Source organism: Chryseobacterium lathyri (assembly GCF_030812195.1).
Lineage (GTDB): Bacteria > Bacteroidota > Bacteroidia > Flavobacteriales > Weeksellaceae > Chryseobacterium > Chryseobacterium lathyri_A.
Genome location: NZ_JAUSSF010000001.1, coordinates 2,048,603 through 2,066,802, shown reverse-complemented (window position 1 = coordinate 2,066,802; position 18,200 = coordinate 2,048,603). Strand labels below are relative to the sequence as shown.

18 protein-coding genes are annotated in these 18,200 nt (G+C 38.2%); 14 read left to right on the top strand and 4 right to left on the bottom strand.

Annotated elements, in window-relative coordinates:
- Positions 1-5: 5 nt before the first annotated feature.
- The 5 genes from J2T03_RS09315 (at position 6) to J2T03_RS09295 (ending at position 4,034) form a co-directional block, all read left to right on the top strand.
- Positions 6-929, top strand: a complete 924-nt coding sequence (locus J2T03_RS09315) for a hypothetical protein (protein ID WP_306846153.1) — start codon at positions 6-8, stop codon at positions 927-929.
- Positions 930-991: 62 nt separating this feature from the next.
- The gene (locus J2T03_RS09310; RefSeq protein WP_276734628.1) at positions 992-1,600 is read left to right on the top strand and encodes a TerD family protein; all 609 of its coding nucleotides are present in this window, start codon (positions 992-994) and stop codon (positions 1,598-1,600) included.
- 174 nt (positions 1,601-1,774) lie between these two features.
- The gene (locus tag J2T03_RS09305) at positions 1,775-2,818 is read left to right on the top strand and encodes a TerC/Alx family metal homeostasis membrane protein (RefSeq protein WP_307210858.1); all 1,044 of its coding nucleotides are present in this window, start codon (positions 1,775-1,777) and stop codon (positions 2,816-2,818) included.
- A gap of 271 nt (positions 2,819-3,089) precedes the next feature.
- The gene (locus J2T03_RS09300) at positions 3,090-3,617 is read left to right on the top strand and encodes a TetR/AcrR family transcriptional regulator (protein WP_307210856.1); all 528 of its coding nucleotides are present in this window, start codon (positions 3,090-3,092) and stop codon (positions 3,615-3,617) included.
- A gap of 3 nt (positions 3,618-3,620) precedes the next feature.
- On the top strand, positions 3,621-4,034 hold the full coding sequence (locus J2T03_RS09295; RefSeq protein ID WP_306846156.1) for a nuclear transport factor 2 family protein: 414 nt from the start codon (positions 3,621-3,623) through the stop codon (positions 4,032-4,034).
- 68 nt (positions 4,035-4,102) lie between these two features.
- On the opposite strand, the gene J2T03_RS09290 is transcribed toward J2T03_RS09295, so the two are convergent.
- On the bottom strand, positions 4,103-5,107 hold the full coding sequence (locus J2T03_RS09290; RefSeq protein ID WP_307210854.1) for a catalase: 1,005 nt from the start codon (positions 5,105-5,107) through the stop codon (positions 4,103-4,105).
- Positions 5,108-5,355: 248 nt separating this feature from the next.
- Here J2T03_RS09290 and J2T03_RS09285 point away from each other — a divergent pair, with 248 nt between their 5' ends.
- From J2T03_RS09285 to J2T03_RS09265, 5 genes are all read left to right on the top strand, one after another.
- Positions 5,356-5,790 (top strand): FKBP-type peptidyl-prolyl cis-trans isomerase, encoded by a 435-nt coding sequence (locus tag J2T03_RS09285; protein ID WP_306846158.1) that lies wholly within the window; start codon positions 5,356-5,358, stop codon positions 5,788-5,790.
- A 136-nt stretch (positions 5,791-5,926) separates the two neighbouring features.
- Positions 5,927-6,877: a hypothetical protein gene (locus tag J2T03_RS09280; RefSeq protein ID WP_306846159.1), complete on the top strand. Its 951-nt coding sequence runs from the start codon at positions 5,927-5,929 to the stop codon at positions 6,875-6,877.
- Positions 6,878-6,943: 66 nt separating this feature from the next.
- Positions 6,944-7,354: an Rrf2 family transcriptional regulator gene (locus tag J2T03_RS09275; protein WP_306846160.1), complete on the top strand. Its 411-nt coding sequence runs from the start codon at positions 6,944-6,946 to the stop codon at positions 7,352-7,354.
- A 60-nt stretch (positions 7,355-7,414) separates the two neighbouring features.
- Positions 7,415-8,068 carry an NAD(P)-dependent oxidoreductase gene (locus J2T03_RS09270; RefSeq protein WP_306846161.1) on the top strand — a complete coding sequence of 218 codons (654 nt, stop codon included), beginning with the start codon at positions 7,415-7,417 and terminating at the stop codon, positions 8,066-8,068.
- A gap of 20 nt (positions 8,069-8,088) precedes the next feature.
- Positions 8,089-9,264, top strand: a complete 1,176-nt coding sequence (locus J2T03_RS09265; protein ID WP_307210852.1) for an MBL fold metallo-hydrolase — start codon at positions 8,089-8,091, stop codon at positions 9,262-9,264.
- A 136-nt stretch (positions 9,265-9,400) separates the two neighbouring features.
- On the opposite strand, the gene J2T03_RS09260 is transcribed toward J2T03_RS09265, so the two are convergent.
- The gene (locus J2T03_RS09260; protein ID WP_307210851.1) at positions 9,401-10,429 is read right to left on the bottom strand and encodes a M23 family metallopeptidase; all 1,029 of its coding nucleotides are present in this window, start codon (positions 10,427-10,429) and stop codon (positions 9,401-9,403) included.
- Positions 10,430-10,656: 227 nt separating this feature from the next.
- Between J2T03_RS09260 and J2T03_RS09255 the strand changes: the two genes are divergently transcribed.
- The gene (locus tag J2T03_RS09255; RefSeq protein WP_306846164.1) at positions 10,657-11,697 is read left to right on the top strand and encodes an NAD(P)H-dependent glycerol-3-phosphate dehydrogenase; all 1,041 of its coding nucleotides are present in this window, start codon (positions 10,657-10,659) and stop codon (positions 11,695-11,697) included.
- Between the two features lie 72 nt (positions 11,698-11,769).
- On the opposite strand, the gene J2T03_RS09250 is transcribed toward J2T03_RS09255, so the two are convergent.
- The gene (locus J2T03_RS09250) at positions 11,770-13,167 is read right to left on the bottom strand and encodes an aminopeptidase P family protein (RefSeq protein WP_307210850.1); all 1,398 of its coding nucleotides are present in this window, start codon (positions 13,165-13,167) and stop codon (positions 11,770-11,772) included.
- Positions 13,168-13,521: 354 nt separating this feature from the next.
- Here J2T03_RS09250 and mqo point away from each other — a divergent pair, with 354 nt between their 5' ends.
- The 3 genes from mqo to J2T03_RS09235 all read left to right on the top strand — a co-directional run bounded on the left by mqo (position 13,522) and on the right by J2T03_RS09235 (position 16,526).
- A complete protein-coding gene (gene mqo / locus J2T03_RS09245) occupies positions 13,522-15,027 on the top strand; it encodes a malate dehydrogenase (quinone) (protein WP_307210849.1) in 1,506 nt (501 codons plus the stop codon).
- A 214-nt stretch (positions 15,028-15,241) separates the two neighbouring features.
- Positions 15,242-15,646, top strand: a complete 405-nt coding sequence (locus tag J2T03_RS09240) for a hypothetical protein (protein WP_307210848.1) — start codon at positions 15,242-15,244, stop codon at positions 15,644-15,646.
- A 13-nt stretch (positions 15,647-15,659) separates the two neighbouring features.
- Entirely contained in the window at positions 15,660-16,526 is an 867-nt protein-coding gene (locus tag J2T03_RS09235) for an AadS family aminoglycoside 6-adenylyltransferase (RefSeq protein ID WP_307210847.1), read from the top strand.
- A 2-nt stretch (positions 16,527-16,528) separates the two neighbouring features.
- On the opposite strand, the gene J2T03_RS09230 is transcribed toward J2T03_RS09235, so the two are convergent.
- Complete coding sequence (locus tag J2T03_RS09230) at positions 16,529-18,112, bottom strand: GMC family oxidoreductase N-terminal domain-containing protein (protein ID WP_307210845.1); 1,584 nt, start codon at positions 18,110-18,112, stop codon at positions 16,529-16,531.
- Positions 18,113-18,200 lie beyond the last annotated feature (88 nt).

Genomic DNA, 18,200 nt, shown 5'->3' with positions numbered 1-18,200 from the left:
CCATAATGTCTCAGAGTAAAAGAAGATTAACAAAGCTTAAACTTCTTGCTAATTTTTTTGAACATATTGATATCATATCTATTTACATCAAAACAGATATTATACACAATTTATTTCAGGAAAATAAGACCTTAGACTATAAGAAGCTGGAACTTTTTCACTTGCAGTATACCGACAGTCTCATAGAACTTCTCACCAAGATCAAAAGGCAGAAGGAAAATGATATGCTGGCCGTGATTAATGAAATTGACGTCAATAATAAATATATTGAAAGTTTTGAAGAAAGGCGTGGAGACAGTTTTCAGACCGAGCGGAAAATATACAGCGGTGTATTTTCCCAGCATCTGAAAACGCTCTATAAAGATCTTACCGAAAATATCTTTACGGCAGACTGGAACAAGGTTCTGTATTTCCATAAAAGATACGGGCAAGAGTTCTACAGGGCTAATGCAGATGAAAAACAGCTGAAATCCCTGCCTTTTCCTGCTTATCAGTATAAAGATTATACGATAGAAAGGAAACTTTTGGGAAGACTGAATATCCAGGGCTTTAAGGTGCGCTTTGTCTGCGGTTATCTGATCGGGACTTATGAGTATGAGCTCTTCAGGATATTTCAGTCAGATGATTATTTTATTTTTGGCATTGATGAAAAAAAACTCTACCTGTTTGACGGTGATCTGGAAAAACTTGATATTTCCGAGAACCAGTCAAACCAGACTACGATCATCAATCAGCTGAAAAATAAAAATGAACTATTGGAAAATTCCATTAATGAAAGAAAGCGAATGCTTCCTGCAGAAGTGGAAAATGTGCTGAGGGATTATCTCAAAAACCTGGAAAATATAGATATTATGAGTAAAATATTTGATTTTGATGAAGAAACGAATATTCTCCGTGCAATGCTTAATCTGAATTTGAATAATAATTAAAGCGAAAAGAAAAATTTCTTATTTCGCCCAACAATAAAATAACAATACTAAACCATAAAAAAATGGCTATTAACTTACAAAAAGGTCAAAGAATCAACCTAAAAAAGGAAAACGGTGCCGAGCTTACCCAAGCCTGCGTGGGAATCAACTGGGGAGCAATTGAGAAAAAAGGACTTTTCGGAACAAAAAAGGAAGCAGTAGACTTAGACGGAAGCTGTATTTTATTTGATTCAAACAAAACGCTTACAGAAGTAATCTATTTCGGAAACCTGAAATCAAGAAACGGTTCCGTAAAACATAGTGGGGACGACCTTACCGGTGACGTAAACGGAGATGATGGGCTGGACAATGAAGTGATTACGATAGACTTCAGCCAGCTGGAGCCGAATGTAGAACACGTTGCACTGGTACTGAACAGCTACCAGGGACAGGATTTCGGAACGATTCCTTTTGCTTCTATCCGTATCTATGAAGGAACTCCTACCAATGTAAGAGAGGTGTTTGCTAAATATGATATCGCCAATGATGCGTCATTCAAAGGGCATGTTGCCATGGTAATGGGTGTTTTCTACAAAAGAAACGGTGAATGGAAGTTCAATGCGATTGGAGATCCTACCTCGGACAGAAAACTGGAGCAGACGATTCAGACGGTTCAGGCCAATTATTTGTAACGAATAGATATTCAATAAGAATGGACTGAGGTACATTCAAAAAAATGAATAATTTTACAGGCTTTAGCCCAAACTTATTTTATCTATCGATATCAAAATAAAAACTTTAAAAATTAGCAATATTTGTGCATACTGTACATCTATTGCTTTTATCATATAATAACATAAACTGAAGTGGAACAACAAAGTATTTTAGAATTGCACCCGGGCTTGGTGTGGGGATTTGCGGTAACGGTCGTTATCATGCTGCTCCTGGATTTAGGAGTATTCAACAAAAAAAGCCATGAAGTATCATCCAAAGAAGCTACCATCTGGTCTATCGTATGGATTTCATTATCCATGATATTTTCCGGAGTAGTGTATTGGGTTTTCAATACAGACGGAACTCCTGAAAGCCATGCCGTGGCCGTAGAGAAATTTACACAGTATCAGGCCGCCTACTGGATTGAAAAGGCTCTTTCTGTGGATAATTTATTCGTATTCATCCTTGTTTTCGGATTCTTTAAAGTCCCGAAATACCTCCATCACAAAGTTCTCTTCTGGGGAATTATTGGAGCATTGATATTCAGAGCGATATTTATCTTTGCAGGAGTAGGACTTATTAACCTGACGTATCTTCCTGAAATGAATATTTTCGGAGAAGCGGTGAAAATCAATATAGTAATGACCCTCTTCGGTCTTTTCCTTGTGTATGCCGGGATCAAATCCTGGGGTGAAGGAGATGGTGAAGATGATGAAGATTACAGCAATACAGCTGGTGCAAGACTGATCAAAAGTTTCTGGAAGGTTTCCGATAATTATGATGGAGATAAATTCTTCACCATTCAGAACGGAATCAAGATGGCAACACCGCTTTTAGTAGTGGTGGGAGTAATTGAATTTACTGACGTTCTTTTCGCGGTAGACTCTATTCCGGCAATCTTTGCGATCTCAAATGACCCTTTCATCCTGTATACATCCAATATTTTCGCAATCTTAGGATTGAGATCCCTATATTTCCTGTTGGCGAACTTTATCTATATGTTCAGCAAGCTTCCGTACGGGCTGGCCATTATCCTGGCATTTATCGGGGTAAAAATGCTGATTGCTCCTTGGATTCATATTCCGTCTCCAATTTCATTGGGAATTGTTGGAGGAGTATTGGTACTTTCCGTTCTTATTTCTGTTCTTTTCCCTGAAAAGAAAGAAGATGAAAAAGAAAAACTGGAAGAAGAATAAACAATAGAAATTCCTTATCATATAAAAGCTCCTGAAAGTCTACCTTCAGGAGCTTTTTTTATACTTCCTTATATATTCCCTTCTGAGTGAGATGCCCTTATTTATTTCTAAAAATCAGCTAAATATTTTAAAAAATCTTTGTTCATCCTTGTATTTAATTTTAATCACAACGCAAATTCAATTTATAAAGTTTCTTTTCATAAAAAACAAACAGACCAGTCTGTCTTTTTTGTAATTTTTATTGTATATTTGTTTTATAAAATTGTAATCTATGGCATCTGCAAAAGAAAGGATTCTCGAAACAGCTTCTACCTTATTTGGTAAACAGGGATATAATTCTACAGGCATTAATCAGATTATTTCCGAAGCTAAAGTAGCCAAAGCAAGTTTTTACCAGTATTTCAAGTCTAAAGATGACCTGTGCATCGAATATCTTAATGTACGACACCAATACTGGTTTAATAAATTGAATCATTTTTGTGAACAGGAAGAAAATTTGAAAGTGAAAATCCTGAGTTCTTTTGATTTCCTGATCCATATGAATCAGGAAGAAAACTTCCAGGGCTGTAGTTTCCTGAACATTCTGTCAGAAATTCCTATGGATAATGCTAAAATTTTAAATGTCATCCAGCATCATAAAACAGAACTTAGAAAATATTTCACAGAATTGTTGAAGAATGATACTCTTTCAGACCATATCTATTTACTGTTTGAAAGTTGCATTATAGAAAGTCAGCTTTTTAAATCCAATGAATTAATAGAAAAAACAAAAAAAATAGTCAACAACTTAATTTCTTAAAATATGGAACAGAAACACCCGCTTCCGCCTTTTACCCTTGAAACGGCAATAGAAAAAATACAGATGGCAGAAGATGCCTGGAACAGCCAGAACCCGGAAAAAGTATCTAAAGCTTATACTCCAGACAGTGAATGGAGAAATAGGGACACTTTCATTAACGGAAGGGAGGAAATCGTTGCTTTTCTACAGAAAAAATGGGAAAGAGAACTTAACTACAGGCTTAAGAAAGAATATTGGGCTCATACAGACAACCGTATTGCCGTCCGTTTCGAATATGAATACCAAAACCAAGAGGGAAGCTGGTTCAGAGCATACGGAAATGAAAACTGGGAGTTTGATGAAAATGGCCTTATGCAGAAAAGATATGCAAGCATTAATGATGTAATCATCAAAGAAGAAGACCGGAAGTTTAAATAAGATGTAGAGACTGCTCAGAAGAGCAGTCTTTTATTGAAAATATCAAAATCAGTTAAAATTAATCATGATTATTGATGTTTATTCAGCAACTTATTAATCTTTCTTCTGGTCTGTAAAGAAACCTTGTATGCCTCATCACGAAGTTTCTGTATTTTTCCGACAGGCTGGAAAATGGGTTTGCTTTCAAATGGATTGAAGGAAAGCAGCTCATTGGTACAGTCACGGGGATCAAGCAGTGCTCTCCGGTTAATGATCACTTCCCCGACCTTAATATAAGGAGAATTTTTCCATTCTACATTCAGTCGGTTGATCGGCTGGTCTTTCAGATCATAACAAAACTGTATAAAAACCTCTGCTGTGTAACTGTTATCCTGGAAATAACTTTTCAAAGCATCTTGCATTTTTAGATTCCGGCCGAATTTTTTATTGACGGACCCCGGAACCAGTTTTATCTTAATCATATTCTCACCGAGACGGTAAGCACCTACAGAATGATAATCGAAAGACAGGATAAAATCATTCCTTTTACTCAGAAGTTTGAAACTATTTTTAACAAAAGAAAGAGTGAAAAAATAAGGAATCATTTTAACAGCCTGGGTGGCCAGCGAAAACACACCTCTCCATTTTTTTATATACAACCGGTTCACCGCAGTAAACAGTTTCAGAAAATGAGAAACCGAATTGGTAGGAAATAAAGGAAAATTAACCAGAGGAAAATTAGCAATTAGCCCACCATTTTCATCCTTTACTTTCACTGCGAATCCGTAAGCAGGAATATCTTTTTCTGTCGAATTGATTTTCAGATTGGCATTCGAAATTCTTATGGTCAGGTCAAATTTTTCCCCGTCGAAAAACGGAAGAAGCTCTTCAGGAATACTTTTATCAATAATAAATGTGCCATCAGCTGCGGCGTAAGTTTTTGCATGAGCATTTCTGGTGGCATAGTTGACATCGCTTATAGAAGAAGACTGTTCAACAAAGTCTGCAATCGACTTTTTATTGATTTCAAGAAGTTTTTTCTCCTCTTCATTAAGCTCATCGAATTTCTTATTATATTTTAGTGGTTGTGGCATTTAGTTTTTAAATCCAATTATAACGCCAAGTTTTGGAATCTGTGTTAACATAATATTAAAATTGTTTGAATTTTGAGGGAAAGGCCTTTGGTTAGCATTTGCCGGTTGCTGATTACCATTTTTTTGTGCGAACCTGGAGAGGAAAATTTGTTTTTAAACTTGTTTTTTATGTTAAGCTATCAACCAGCAACGCTCAGCTAAGAATTCTCAACCAATAAAAACCCCTATCTTTGTAAAAAATATCAATAATGGGAGTAGCAGACATCTTATTTAAAAAGAAAAAAGAACTGGCAGAAAAAAACCTTAATGACGGTAAGGAATACATGGAGGAGTATGGTAAGAGAGAAAGTGTTGTACAGTTGCCAAGCGGGTTACAGTATGAAATCATTACTGAAGGGAATGGCGCAAAACCGGGACCTAAATCCACAGTGAAATGCCATTACCACGGAACTACCATTTCCGGTAAAGTTTTTGATAGCTCTGTAAAAAGAGGCACGCCGGCATCTTTTCCTTTAAACAAGGTCATTAAAGGATGGACGGAAGCCCTTCAGTTAATGCCTGTCGGAAGTAAATGGAGACTGATTCTTCCTCCACATTTGGCCTATGGAGATCAGCAGATCAGCAAGGAAATTGGACCGAATTCTACGCTGGTATTCGAAGTGGAGCTATTGGATATTAAATAATTCTGCTTAAAAATAGCTTAAAAAATTACCTGCATTCGGGTAATTTTTTTATTTATACTATATTCGTGTTAATAAAATTAAAGCATAAGACAGAGTAAATTGATAAAATAATTTACCCAAAGCAAAATATAACTGAATGAAAAAACTCTTTTATCTTTTGGCAGTATTCAGTCTGTTGACTTCCTGTGTTTCAAAAAAGAATCAGGTGATTAAACAAAATATCCTTACGCTGAAGGACAGTTATTGCAAAGCACCTTTTAAATATAATTATAGCAACAGAATCCCTTCCTATAATGCGGATTCTATTATTACAGCCAATAAAGAGCTGCAGGGTCTGTTTTCTGATCAGAGCATCCTTATTTTGAATGCCCTGGATAATCTTGATGAAGTTCATGAAATTATTGACCTTAAAAAAGATTCATCCATTGCTTCCCAGGTTAAAGTATTACAGCTTAAAACCAAGATCAACAGCAAAATCACAATTGCCCTGACAGAGCTTGATGCTGTAGCTGCAGAATTTGACTGCGAAGGGGAAAGAGTGGCACAAATTGGAAATTATGTGGATAACCTCAATGATTCCAAAAATAATAAGCTGATTCTGCTTTCTATTGTAACAGGAGCGGCTGCATCTGTGGCCGGCGGAATAATCAGTGATGGAGGTTGGAGTAATGCCATCGATATCAGTGGGGGAGTTTTAGGAGCAGGTTTTGGACTTGCTACCCTTAATCCGAAAGGGAAAAAAGTGGAATTTATCCATCAGAGAAACCTGTTGAGAGATATCTGGCGGGAAAAACTGGAATCCCCGAATTTTCCACCATTCATCTGGTATATGTATACGGAGAAAAAGTTTTCAAATAAAGAAGAACATTCCATTATCAGCAGTATGAAAGAAAGATGGCTTCATTACCAGTTTGATGATATTAAAGCAGCGGCCGACCAGTCGGTGATTTTCAGTGACGGAGGATTCTACAGGGCAGATGATCTTCATAACCGTGCTGCTATGCTCAACCAGATGCAGTCTGCAACAAGAACCATTAACCAGAATATCAATTATCTGCTGTTGGATCTGGACAAATTAATCCTTTAAGAAAAATTTAACTGTAATAAAATTTGTTACATTTTAAATTTTGCTTATCTTTGCCCTGTAATTACAATGAACAATACAAGATTTGCTACGGCAATACATATCATGACCTTATTGGCGAAAAGTCCTCAGGAGTGGCTCACTTCTGACTGGATTGCCGGCAGTATTAACGTTAACCCAGTGATTATCCGAAAGGAGATCAGTGTGTTGAGAGAAGCAGGTCTGATCGCCAGCAGACAGGGAAAAGATGGTGGGAGCCAGCTTGCTAAAAATGCAGAACAAATCAGCATTTCGGAGATTTACAGAGCTGTGAAGAATACCGAGGTTTTAGGTAAGAAAAATCAAAATCCTAATCCTGCATGCAGTGTTGGAAAAGAGATTAATACCCATTTAAATACATTATTTGAAGAAACTGATCAGTTGGTTACTCAATTTTTAGGTAATAAATCTCTGAAAGAATTTTCGGAACAGTTCGGATAAAATTTTTTTTAACCCAAAATGTAACAAATTTTATTACAATTTAATTTTAAAATAAATATTATGAAAAAAGTAGCAGTAATCGGTGCAACCGGTTTTGTAGGAAAAACAGTAGTGAATGAATTAGCATCAAGAGGATATGCGGTAGAAGCTTTGGTAAGAGACGCTTCAAAAGTAGAATCAAAAGAAAACGTGACGGCAAAAAGTGTAGATGTAAACAATACGGAAGAACTTGCAGCAGCTTTGAAAGGGAGTGATGCTGTAATCAGTGCCTTCAACGCAGGTTGGACCAACCCGAATCTATATAACGATTTCCTGAACGGTTCCATCAATATTGAAAAAGCAGTGGAGCAGTCAGGCGTAAAAAGACTTATTGTAGTTGGAGGGGCAGGGAGCCTTTACACTCCGGACAACGTACAGATCGTGGATACTCCGGATTTCCCTGAAGCTTATAAACCAGGTGCAACCGCAGCAAGAGATTATTTGAACAAGATCAAAGAAAATAATACCCTGGACTGGACTTTCTTCAGCCCTGCTATTGAAATGAATCAGGCAAATGTAGGAGAGAGAACAGGGAAGTACAGAACCTCTTTAGAAACCCCTGTCTTTGACGAAAACGGAAGAAGCCGTCTTTCCGTAGAAGATGTAGCAGCTGTTTTGGTAGACGAGCTGGAGCAGAACAACCATATCCGCGAGCGTTTTACAGCAGCTTATTAAATTCATTAAAAAAATATACAATGTTAAAAAAGAAATTATTATCACTGGCAGCAGTGCTGGGATTCGTCAGTATCCTGTTCGCAGGGAACCTGAAAATCAAAGTATACAATCCCGGCCCTAAAGCTATCTTTCCTATTACTTCCACTATCATTTACGGAGATAAAGATGCTGTGCTCATTGACGCCCAGTTTCAGAAACAGTACGCAGAACAGCTGGTAAAGGAAATCAAGGCAACAGGAAAAAACCTGAAAACGGTTTTCATCTCCCACAGCGACCCGGATTTTTATTTTGGCCTTGATGTCATCAAAAAGGCATTTCCCAATGTAAAGATCATTTCAACGGCACAAACGGCTTATTTGATATCTGCTTCAAAAGATGATAAAATGGCGGTATGGAAACCGCAGCTGAAAGAAGATGCTCCGTCAGAGATCATTATTCCCGAAGCAGCCAATACAATTCCGGATCTGGAAGGAAATAAGATCGAGATAAAACAAAATGCAGAAGATCCTGCCCACAGTTTTGTGTGGATTCCATCTCTAAAAACAGTGGCAGGCGGGATTTCTGTTTCCGTAGATTCCCATATCTGGATGGCAGATACGCAGAATATCCAAGCCATTGATCAGTGGATCAGGCAGATTGATGCCATGAAAGCCCTAAAGCCTGCGCAGGTTGTCCCTTCTCATTTCGCAAAAGAGTCTTTATCTCCACAATCTCTGGATTTTGTTAAAAATTATCTGGAAAATTATAAAAAAGCAGCCACTGACAATAAAACGTCTTCTGCTCTTGTAGATTTTATGATTCAAAAATATCCTGATCTTCATGGAACGGATGAACTGGGAATGGGAGCAAAAGTTTTCTTTGGCGAAATGGACTGGGATCTGAAGTCTCCTTATCCGGCGATCGGAAATAAAATAGAAGCTGATTTCGGGATATTTAAATTCATTCTGGATTTCAAGAACAACAAAGAAATGTCCTTCACTGGAGTTTCAGGAGATGTAAAAGGGAATACAGATACTGTACAGTACACCGCGGTAGAGGTGGCAAAGAATGTCTTTTTAGTATACTGGCATGAGCCAAAATTAGGTTCTAATATTACCCATATTCAGGATTATAATCAGAATATAATCTACACCAATATTGCAGAACCCAACGGATCATTCACCCACCGGAAAGGAACCTTGAAAATTCTGAAATAAATAGAAAAGAAAACTGCTGTCATTAGATGGCAGTTTTTTAATAAATACAGGATATTTTTATCCCACGCAGATTAAACGGATTCCACAGAATTTTAAACGATCAAGAAAAAAGGCTGTCAAACAGACAGCCATTTTTTTATAAATTCATAAACAGTTTCGGATTCACCGGTGTGTTGTTTTTATGTACTTCGTAGTGAAGGTGAGGTCCAGTGGAACGCCCTGAATTTCCGGATTTGGCAATAACCTGTCCTACTTTTACCTTATCATTTACTTTCGAAACCAACTGGGATAAGTGGCCGTAAAGCGTAGCAAGCCCATTTCCATGAGAAACGATAACACAGTTTCCATAGCCGCCTTTCTGGCCGGAGAAAATAACGGTTCCTGCAGCGGCAGCCCTTACATCTGAACCGAATGCAACTGCAATATCCAATCCTTTGTGAAACTGCATCTGATCAGCTTCTGCAGGAGGATTATTCTTTTCCATAGGTGCCTTCGTTGAGGCATTGCCGGCAACAGCTTTTGTTGATGCAGCAGCGGGAGATGGTACCGGAGCAGCAGGTGCCGCTTTTGGAGTTACCATTACTTTTACTTCCCTTTTATTGCCATAGCTGTCCGTTAATTCGATAATTTTTTCAACAGGTTCAGCTTTTACTTCCGGTTTGGGAGCTGCGGCGATCGGTTTAGATTCTGAAGCAGCACTTGATTTTACAGAAGCAAATACGGTTTTAAAAGGAATAGGATTCTTTCTGATGCCAAAATTGGAGGAGATGTATCCGTCGGTAGGCATTCCAAGAGGAACTTCCATCAGCTTTTTTTGAAGATTCATCAAATACTGGCTGTAGCGGTTGGCCTGTTTTGCCAGGTATACAGAATTCGAGATGCTGTCTTTACTAAGGATCATCACTTTTTCGTTGGTGATGTCTTTGGACTTCAGGAATGAATTAAGTTCGGCTACAGTCTGATCTACCAAAGTGAGATCTGTTTTCATTTTTAAATAATCCACACTGTCTTTTTCAGTGTTTATTTTAACAAGGTTCACTTCATACATCTTGTCATCCTTTTCGGAAAATAACCTGGCGATAAAGATAGCCTGTGCAAAAACTACTAGCAAAAGTCCTCCCAGGAGAATGTTCACGTTCTTCTTGCTGTTTAGAAATTTCTTCATATTTCTTCTCTTAGTATATTTACAAAACGGTTTTAAGCGTGCAAATTTAATTAAAAATACTCTTTAACTGATATTTTTAAAGAAAATTTAGTTTTTTCTGTATTTAACGTCTAATTAGATATTTAATTGTGTTCAAGTGTTGATTTTTTCAGAAAGTGGCTTTTATCATAGCCCCAAAGTCTGCATTCCGCCTTTGTTTTAATATATTTGCAGTTCACATTCCAATTATGGCTAAAAAGAAAATAATTTCAGAATCTTCTAATCCAAAAAAGAATAAGAAAGACATTTCTGTAGGAGTAGTAGGAAGCGGAAGTTTTGCAACCGCTATCGTAAAAATGCTTGTTGAAAACTGTAAAACAGTACACTGGTGTGTAAGAAGTGAATTTGTAAAAGGGGCTATTGAACTTCGCGGACACAATCCATCTTATCTTACAGCAGTTAATTTTAATCTTAAAAGTTTAAAACTTACAACAGACATCAACGAACTGGTAAGTGCCTGCGATGTGATCGTATTGGCAACCCCTTCTATTTACCTGTCGGATACCATGGATAAAATGACCTGTGAATACGGTGATAAGATCTTTGTTTCCGCTATTAAAGGGATCATCCCTAAAGTAAATGATGTGGTAGCCCATTATTTAAGAGATGAATTTAAAATCGGTTTCAGAAACCAGGCGGTTATTGCAGGACCATGCCATGCTGAAGAAGTTGCTATGGAAAGGCTTTCTTACCTTACCGTTGCTGCTGTAGAAGATGAAACAGCTGAGAAACTGGAAGGGATTTTCAGTTCAGATTTTATTAAAGTACATTCCAGCAAAGATATTTTAGGAAATGAATACAGTGCGATTCTTAAGAATATTTTTGCGATCGGGGCAGGCATAGCAAGCGGGCTGGGGTATGGAGATAACTTCACCGCCGTTTTTGTTTCCAATGCCATCCGTGAAATGGAAATCTTCCTCGAATCCGTATACGAAGCACCAAGAGATGTTAATGAAAGTGCTTATCTGGGCGACCTTCTGGTAACAGCATACTCTCTTTTCTCAAGAAACCGAAGCTTAGGAAATCTTATCGGAAAAGGATATACCGTAAAATCTGCGATCCAGTCTATGAACATGGTGGCAGAAGGATATTATGCAGCAGATTCAATCTATAAAACTGCTAAGCAGAAACATCTTAAACTTCCGATCATCGATACAGTCTACGCCATTCTTTATGAAGGTAAAAACGCAGAAAAGCAGTTTAAAAAATTAACAGGAAAACTGAATTAAACCATCCGGCTTAATGCTTAAAAAATAATTAACCGTCATTTACTCTTTGAATGGAATGACGGTTTTAATTTTTTAATAAGCCTCATTCCTGATCGATTCGATTTCTTCAGTAGTTAAGGCCAAATGTTTCCCCAGCATCCTGCTTCCGTTTTCTGTAATCAAAAAATCATCTTCTATTCTGATGCCACTGAAATTTCTGAATGTTTCCAGTTTATCATAATTGATATATTCTGCAAACAGACTGGATGCTTTCCAACGGTCGATGAGTTCAGGGATAATGTAAATACCAGGCTCAACCGTTAGTACATAGCCTGCTTCCAGTGCTTTGCCCAGCCTTAAAGATTTTAAACCAAACTGTGTTGTATTTTTAATCAGATCATCGGTATAGCCTACATATTGTTCGCCTAAATCTTCCATGTCATGTACATCAAGCCCCATCATGTGACCTGTACCGCATTGAAAAAACATGGTATGGGCACCAGCCTGTACAGCATCTTCAACATTACCTTTCATCAGACCAATATCTTTTAAGCCCTGTGCCAGTATTTTACACGACTCCAAATGCACATCCAGATACCTTACCCCAGGTGCCAAAAGATCTTTTGCGCGATGATAGGCACGAAGTATAATATCATAAACGTCCTTTTGCTCCGCACTGAATGTTTTACCTACAGGGAAAGTACGGGTAAGATCACCGGCATACCCTAAAGCGGTTTCCACCCCCGAATCGTTTAAAACCAACTGACCTTCCTTAAGCTGATTACCATAATAGTGGTTATGAAGAATTTCACCCTGAACCGTTAAAATAACCGGATAAGCCAGATTACCTCCTGAAGCCAATGCTTCACTTTGTATTTTAGCAGCAAGTTCACGCTCGTACATTCCGGGCCTGGCCTGTTGCATTACCATTAAGTGGATGTCAGCCGATATTGATGCTGCCCGATCAAGCTCTGCAATTTCCTCAGCTGATTTGATTGATCGTTGCGCAATCACGGCTTTTATAAAACTTAGTGATGCACGTTTTTTAAGTAAATCTACAGGAATGTTAAACCAATTCGACAGTTTAATTTTGTTTTCCGGGCGGTAAGGCGGTAAAAAATGAACGAAACGGTTTTTCTCCTGATATTTTTTGATGTAGGTATCAAGTTGATCAAGCGGAAGGACTTTTGATAAGCCGGAATCAGTGCTTTTTTCGGCTAATGTTTTCTGCCTGCCCATCCATACAATATCATCAATACTCATTTCATTTCCGAAGAGAATGGTTTCATCTTCGTCAAGATCGATAATGGCCGCCAATAAAGGTTCATTAATTCCAAAATAATACAAAAAAGTACTGTCCTGCCTGAAATGATAGATATTGTCTTTAAAATTCATAGGGCTGTCTTCATTACCCAAAAAGAGCAATATCCCGGAATTGAATTTTGATTTTAACGCAGAACGTCTTTGGAGGTACACTCTCTTTTCAAACATATCATTAAGTATTAAGCAAATATCCCCAAAAGTGATTATTTTGAATCAAATGAGACTAAATGGCTGAAAATATGGGGCGATAAATGCAATTATAAGCTAAGATATAAAAGTTAGAACATATTTCGGCTTATGAATCTTTGATTTTATAAAATTTCAGGATTATCTGTAAACGGGCTTTTTCGTGAACAGCAAATGGATTGATCACTTATTTCAATAGGAAAGGATTGACAGTATCCATAGAAATTTTTTGCCTGTTTAAAAACTGTTTTTATTATAAAAATTAACGTGTTAAAATCGTTAAACGCGTTCTTACTTATAAAACTTTTCCCGAAATTTGAGTAAAATTTTAGAATTATGCCACACTCGCTTATAAGCAGAACACCGAAACCAAAATATGACGTTGTACTGATAGGCGGCGGAATCATGAGCGCCACTTTAGCAACGCTGCTTCACGAATTTGATCCAAATCTTGAGATCGCCATATTTGAAAGGCTTGGAAGGTTTGCAAAGGAAAGTACTGCAGCGTGGAACAACGCAGGAACAGGGCATTCTGCTTTTTGTGAACTAAATTATACTCCAGAAAAGCAGGATGGAAGTATTGATATCACCAAGGCAGAAACTATTGCGGAACAGTTTGAAATGTCAAAACAGTTCTGGGCATATCTGGTTACCAAAGGATACGTGCAGGATCCCAAAGATTTTATCAATTCATGTCCGCATATGAGCCTGGTATTTGGAGAAAAAGATGCTGAATATCTTAGAAAACGTCATGAGAAAATGGCAGATTCCGTTCTGTTTTCCGGTATGGAATATTCTACGGATCATGAACAGCTCAGAAAATGGCTTCCATTGGTGATGAGTAAAAGAAATCAGTCTGAAGTGATGGCTGCGACCAAAATGGATATGGGTACAGATGTCAATTTTGGAACATTAACCAGAAAAATGGGAAGGCATTTGTTGGAAGACTCCAATGTTGAGGTATTCCTGTACCATGAAGTAAAAGATGTTGATCCGAGAGAAGACGGAAAGTGGGAAATGAAGGTGAAGGACAGAATCCACAATCATAAACAGGAAGTAGTCGCTGATTTCGTATTTATTGGTGCCGGAGGTTATGCGCTTCCGTTGCTGGACAGTTCAGATATTAAAGAAAGCGAGGGATATGGAGGTTTCCCTGTTTCCGGGCAGTGGTTAATGAGCCATAATCAGGAACTGGTAGAAAAGCATCATGCAAAAGTGTACACACAGGCAACAGTAGATGCTCCGCCGATGTCGGTTCCTCACCTGGATCTTAGAATTATTGATGGTAAAAAAGCGCTTCTTTTCGGACCTTTTGCTGGATTTTCGACGAAATTCCTGAAAGAGGGAAGTTATCTGGACCTGCCTGAAAGTGTTAATACAAAAAATTTAAGATCATTATTTGGTGCCTGGTGGCATAATCTTCCTCTGACCAAATACCTTATTCAGCAGGTGGCGATGACGAAATCCCAGAGAATGCAGCATCTGAGAGAATTCATCAAGGATGCCAAAGAAGAGGACTGGGAACTGAAAGTTGCCGGCCAGAGGGTACAGATCATTAAAAAAGATGAAAAAGAAGGCGGAAAGTTGGAATTCGGAACTGAAGTGGTTGTAAATAAAAGCGGAACCATTGCTTCATTGCTTGGTGCTTCTCCGGGAGCCTCCACAGCAGTCTATGCCATGCTGAATGTTCTCGAGAAATGTTTCCCTGAAAAATTACAAGGCGAATGGAAAGATAAGTTGCTGGAAATGGTCCCTTCATACGGACAAAAGCTAGCCCACAATCCTGAGCTTATAGAGAAAGTAAGAAACTATACGAAAGAAAAACTGGAATTAGAATATTAAAAAAGTGAATGGTTAATAGTCAATTGTGAATTTTGCTTCGCAAGTGAAATGTGAATCAGGATTTAGACTTCAGACTATTGAGGTTTTTGATTCATTATTATTTTGCCTAATAAATGAAAAGTAAATATTTAAGCAGAATTAGAAATTCACAATTGGCTATTAACCATTCACCATTCACTATTACTCATCACTCATTACCTATTACTCATTATTTATGGAGGTGGAAGAAATACTTGTAAAACCTATTATCGCCAAAGAACTCCTGGAATCTCTTCAAACCAAAATAGAAGAGGAGAAGCAGGTTATTGTACACTGCTGTTTTCCGGCATCACCATTTTTGGGGAACCTGATCAGGATATGGAATTCCACTTATCTTATTGATAACCAGTCTGATCATAAAAGTAAGCTGATTCATGCCGAGAATATTACGATTTATCCTAACTGGACGTCTGTGCCGTTTATGCGGGATTTCTGGTTTACTTTAGTATTCTCCGGCTTGCCGAGAGACTGTAAAAGTTTCGACCTGAAAGAAGTTATCCCGGAAGAAGGAGGTTTTTTTGTGGAGTCCATTAAAAGAAATTCTTTGGACATATACCGTGTGAAAATCTCAGAATCCTAATTAACAGAAAAACATGAAAGCGCGGGGAGAAAAATTGAAGCAGATCATTAGTTGGGCTGAAGATAATCCCGATGTCCGCGCTGTACTGCTGACCAGTTCACTGGTGAATCCATATGCGCCTGTAGATGATTTCAGTGACCTCGATATAGAGCTGGTTTTTGAAAACATGAAAGAATACGAGGCTGATAAAAAATGGATTTATCTTTTTGGTAAGCCCATTTCCATGGTGGAGGAAGATGAGACTTGTTTTGATGGAAAGCACGCCATGAAAATGGTACTGTACATTGATCATGTGAAGGTTGATTTTAAACTGTATCAGAAATCAGAATTTATAAAAGAGGTTCAGGAGGAAAGTCTTTCCGAAGATTGGGATGTGGGTTATAAAGTTTTGGTTGATAAAGACAACCTTACTAAAGATCTGAAAATGCCGACCTATCAGTCCATTATGATCCTGAAGCCTACAGAAAAGAGATTTCAGCAATTAATGAACGATTTCTGGTGGGATACAACCTATGTTGCAAAATGTCTTAAACGCGGTGACCTTTTTTATGCTAAATTCATGTCCGAAGATGTGATAAGAACAGATTATCTCGTTCCTCTTATCGAATGGTATATTGCCAGCGGTCATGAATGGAAAAATATAACAACCAATAAACACGGCCGCCTTTTCAGAAAATATCTTTCTGCAGAACTCTGGACGCGGGTAGAAGCTACATTTTCAGGAAGCAATATTAATGAGAACTGGCGTGCCCTCTATGCTGCTGCGGATCTTGTACACGATCTGGGAATAGCTTTGGCCCAGAAGCTTGATTTTGAATATCCTCAAAAGCATGAAGATGATATCAGGAAATACCTGGATGAGGTGAAATCCATGTCTTGATCTCAGGCAAATTCATTCTGTATAATCAGGTTTTCAATACAATATTCTGCAATGGCAGTGATCGTAACAAAGGGATTGACACCAATGGTTCCCGGAATCAAAGATCCATCCAGAACATAAAGATTTTCATGATCTTTTAATTTTCCATATTCATTAGTAGCCTTACCCAAAACACAGCCGCCCAGTGGATGATAGCATACATCTGCACCGAAACCGTTATTAAATAAGAAGTGGCTTCTCGTTCCGCCATTGGCTCTGTTCATCTTTTTTATGAAATAATCAGCATTTTCCCTCATTTTAGCTGTGTGGGTCTCATTCCAGTCCAGGCTGAGTTTTTTGTTTGTGCTGTCATAAGAAATTTCTCCCTTTTTATCCACCCGGTTGATCAGCAGATATAATGCTGTTGCCACGTCCATTCCCATCGGAAGCGGAGCGATTTCTGTGAAAAAAGGATGTTCCTTATCATCCCAATTGTCTATACCACCCACCGGAATAGTGGATTGTTTGGATCCTGTTCCGCCTGAAAGCGGTTTTACCCAGTTTCTGCCGGTCATAAAATTACCATTGTTTCCCCAGTTTTTTCCAATCTGTTCATGAATCGGGAGATTATTGACTGCATTAGACTGTAACAGCAGTTTTAAAGTTCCCATTGTTCCTGCGGCCAGAATCAGCTTCTTACAGTTGAATACTTTCTCAGAAACTACGGCGCCTGAAGTATCGGTTTGCTGAACTTGTAGAGTATAGGTTTTATCATCATTAAGCTTAATATTTTCAACACAGTGAAGGTCCATGATCTCAAGATTCCCGGTTTCCAGGGCTTTTTTAAGATATGTTTTATCCAGGCTGTTCTTACCGTGATTGTTTCCGTAGATCACTTCCGTGTTAAAAGCAGAGCGGGGAACTTCATTTCTATATTCCTTTTCCATATATTGAAAGTCGTATACATTCGGAACCCGTATGGTTTTAAAGCCTGCTTTATGAGCTTCTGCTTCACCCACTCTCGTAAATTTATAGTAAGGGCAATCCTTTAAAAACTGCTCTCCGATAACATTTACCTTTAGTTCTTTGTGTACCAAGGGGAAATAGTGATTATAGAACTTTTCAGCGTCCAGATCAGGAAATACCTCCTTAAAATAGCTTTCCTTCGGAGTCACTGCCATTCCACCGTTAACCAGAGAACCGCCGCCAACGCCTCTGCCTATCCAGATATTAATATTTTCGAAATCCAATCTGTCCAGAGTTCCGGTAAAAGGAGTTAGAGAAAAAATATTCATAAACGGAGCTATGGTCTTTTTTTTCAGCCATGCGGCACTTTTCCCGGGCTTGAGCATATTAGAGAATGGAACTCCCGATTTTTCCCAATTGAGGCCCATTTCAAGCATAACAACCTTTTTTCCGGCTTCACAGAGCCGAAGGGCAGATACAGCTCCTCCGTATCCGCTTCCAATGATAAGTATGGGAGCTTCTACAGTCTCTTTTTCCGGTTTCTCTGATTTGGGCTGTACGGCCTGAAACAAATTAGCGTTGAGGAAATAAAAACCTGATACTGCAAGAATACCTGTCTTAATGAATTTCTTTCTGTCCATGTGCTCTGAAGGTCAAAAAATATGCTAAAGAAATTGTAGTGCGGATTATTTAAAAGAGATTGTGTATTTTTATTACAATTTTAACTTT

Coding starts and splice junctions, on each gene's coding strand:
- J2T03_RS09315 (WP_306846153.1), top strand. CDS start 6: ATGTCTCAGAGTAAAAGAAGATTAACAAAGCTTAAACTTCTTGCTAAT.
- J2T03_RS09310 (WP_276734628.1), top strand. CDS start 992: ATGGCTATTAACTTACAAAAAGGTCAAAGAATCAACCTAAAAAAGGAA.
- J2T03_RS09300 (WP_307210856.1), top strand. CDS start 3,090: ATGGCATCTGCAAAAGAAAGGATTCTCGAAACAGCTTCTACCTTATTT.
- J2T03_RS09295 (WP_306846156.1), top strand. CDS start 3,621: ATGGAACAGAAACACCCGCTTCCGCCTTTTACCCTTGAAACGGCAATA.
- J2T03_RS09290 (WP_307210854.1), bottom strand. CDS start 5,107: ATGCCACAACCACTAAAATATAATAAGAAATTCGATGAGCTTAATGAA.
- J2T03_RS09285 (WP_306846158.1), top strand. CDS start 5,356: ATGGGAGTAGCAGACATCTTATTTAAAAAGAAAAAAGAACTGGCAGAA.
- J2T03_RS09280 (WP_306846159.1), top strand. CDS start 5,927: ATGAAAAAACTCTTTTATCTTTTGGCAGTATTCAGTCTGTTGACTTCC.
- J2T03_RS09275 (WP_306846160.1), top strand. CDS start 6,944: ATGAACAATACAAGATTTGCTACGGCAATACATATCATGACCTTATTG.
- J2T03_RS09270 (WP_306846161.1), top strand. CDS start 7,415: ATGAAAAAAGTAGCAGTAATCGGTGCAACCGGTTTTGTAGGAAAAACA.
- J2T03_RS09265 (WP_307210852.1), top strand. CDS start 8,089: ATGTTAAAAAAGAAATTATTATCACTGGCAGCAGTGCTGGGATTCGTC.
- J2T03_RS09260 (WP_307210851.1), bottom strand. CDS start 10,429: ATGAAGAAATTTCTAAACAGCAAGAAGAACGTGAACATTCTCCTGGGA.
- J2T03_RS09255 (WP_306846164.1), top strand. CDS start 10,657: ATGGCTAAAAAGAAAATAATTTCAGAATCTTCTAATCCAAAAAAGAAT.
- J2T03_RS09250 (WP_307210850.1), bottom strand. CDS start 13,167: ATGTTTGAAAAGAGAGTGTACCTCCAAAGACGTTCTGCGTTAAAATCA.
- mqo (WP_307210849.1), top strand. CDS start 13,522: ATGCCACACTCGCTTATAAGCAGAACACCGAAACCAAAATATGACGTT.
- J2T03_RS09240 (WP_307210848.1), top strand. CDS start 15,242: ATGGAGGTGGAAGAAATACTTGTAAAACCTATTATCGCCAAAGAACTC.
- J2T03_RS09235 (WP_307210847.1), top strand. CDS start 15,660: ATGAAAGCGCGGGGAGAAAAATTGAAGCAGATCATTAGTTGGGCTGAA.
- J2T03_RS09230 (WP_307210845.1), bottom strand. CDS start 18,112: ATGGACAGAAAGAAATTCATTAAGACAGGTATTCTTGCAGTATCAGGT.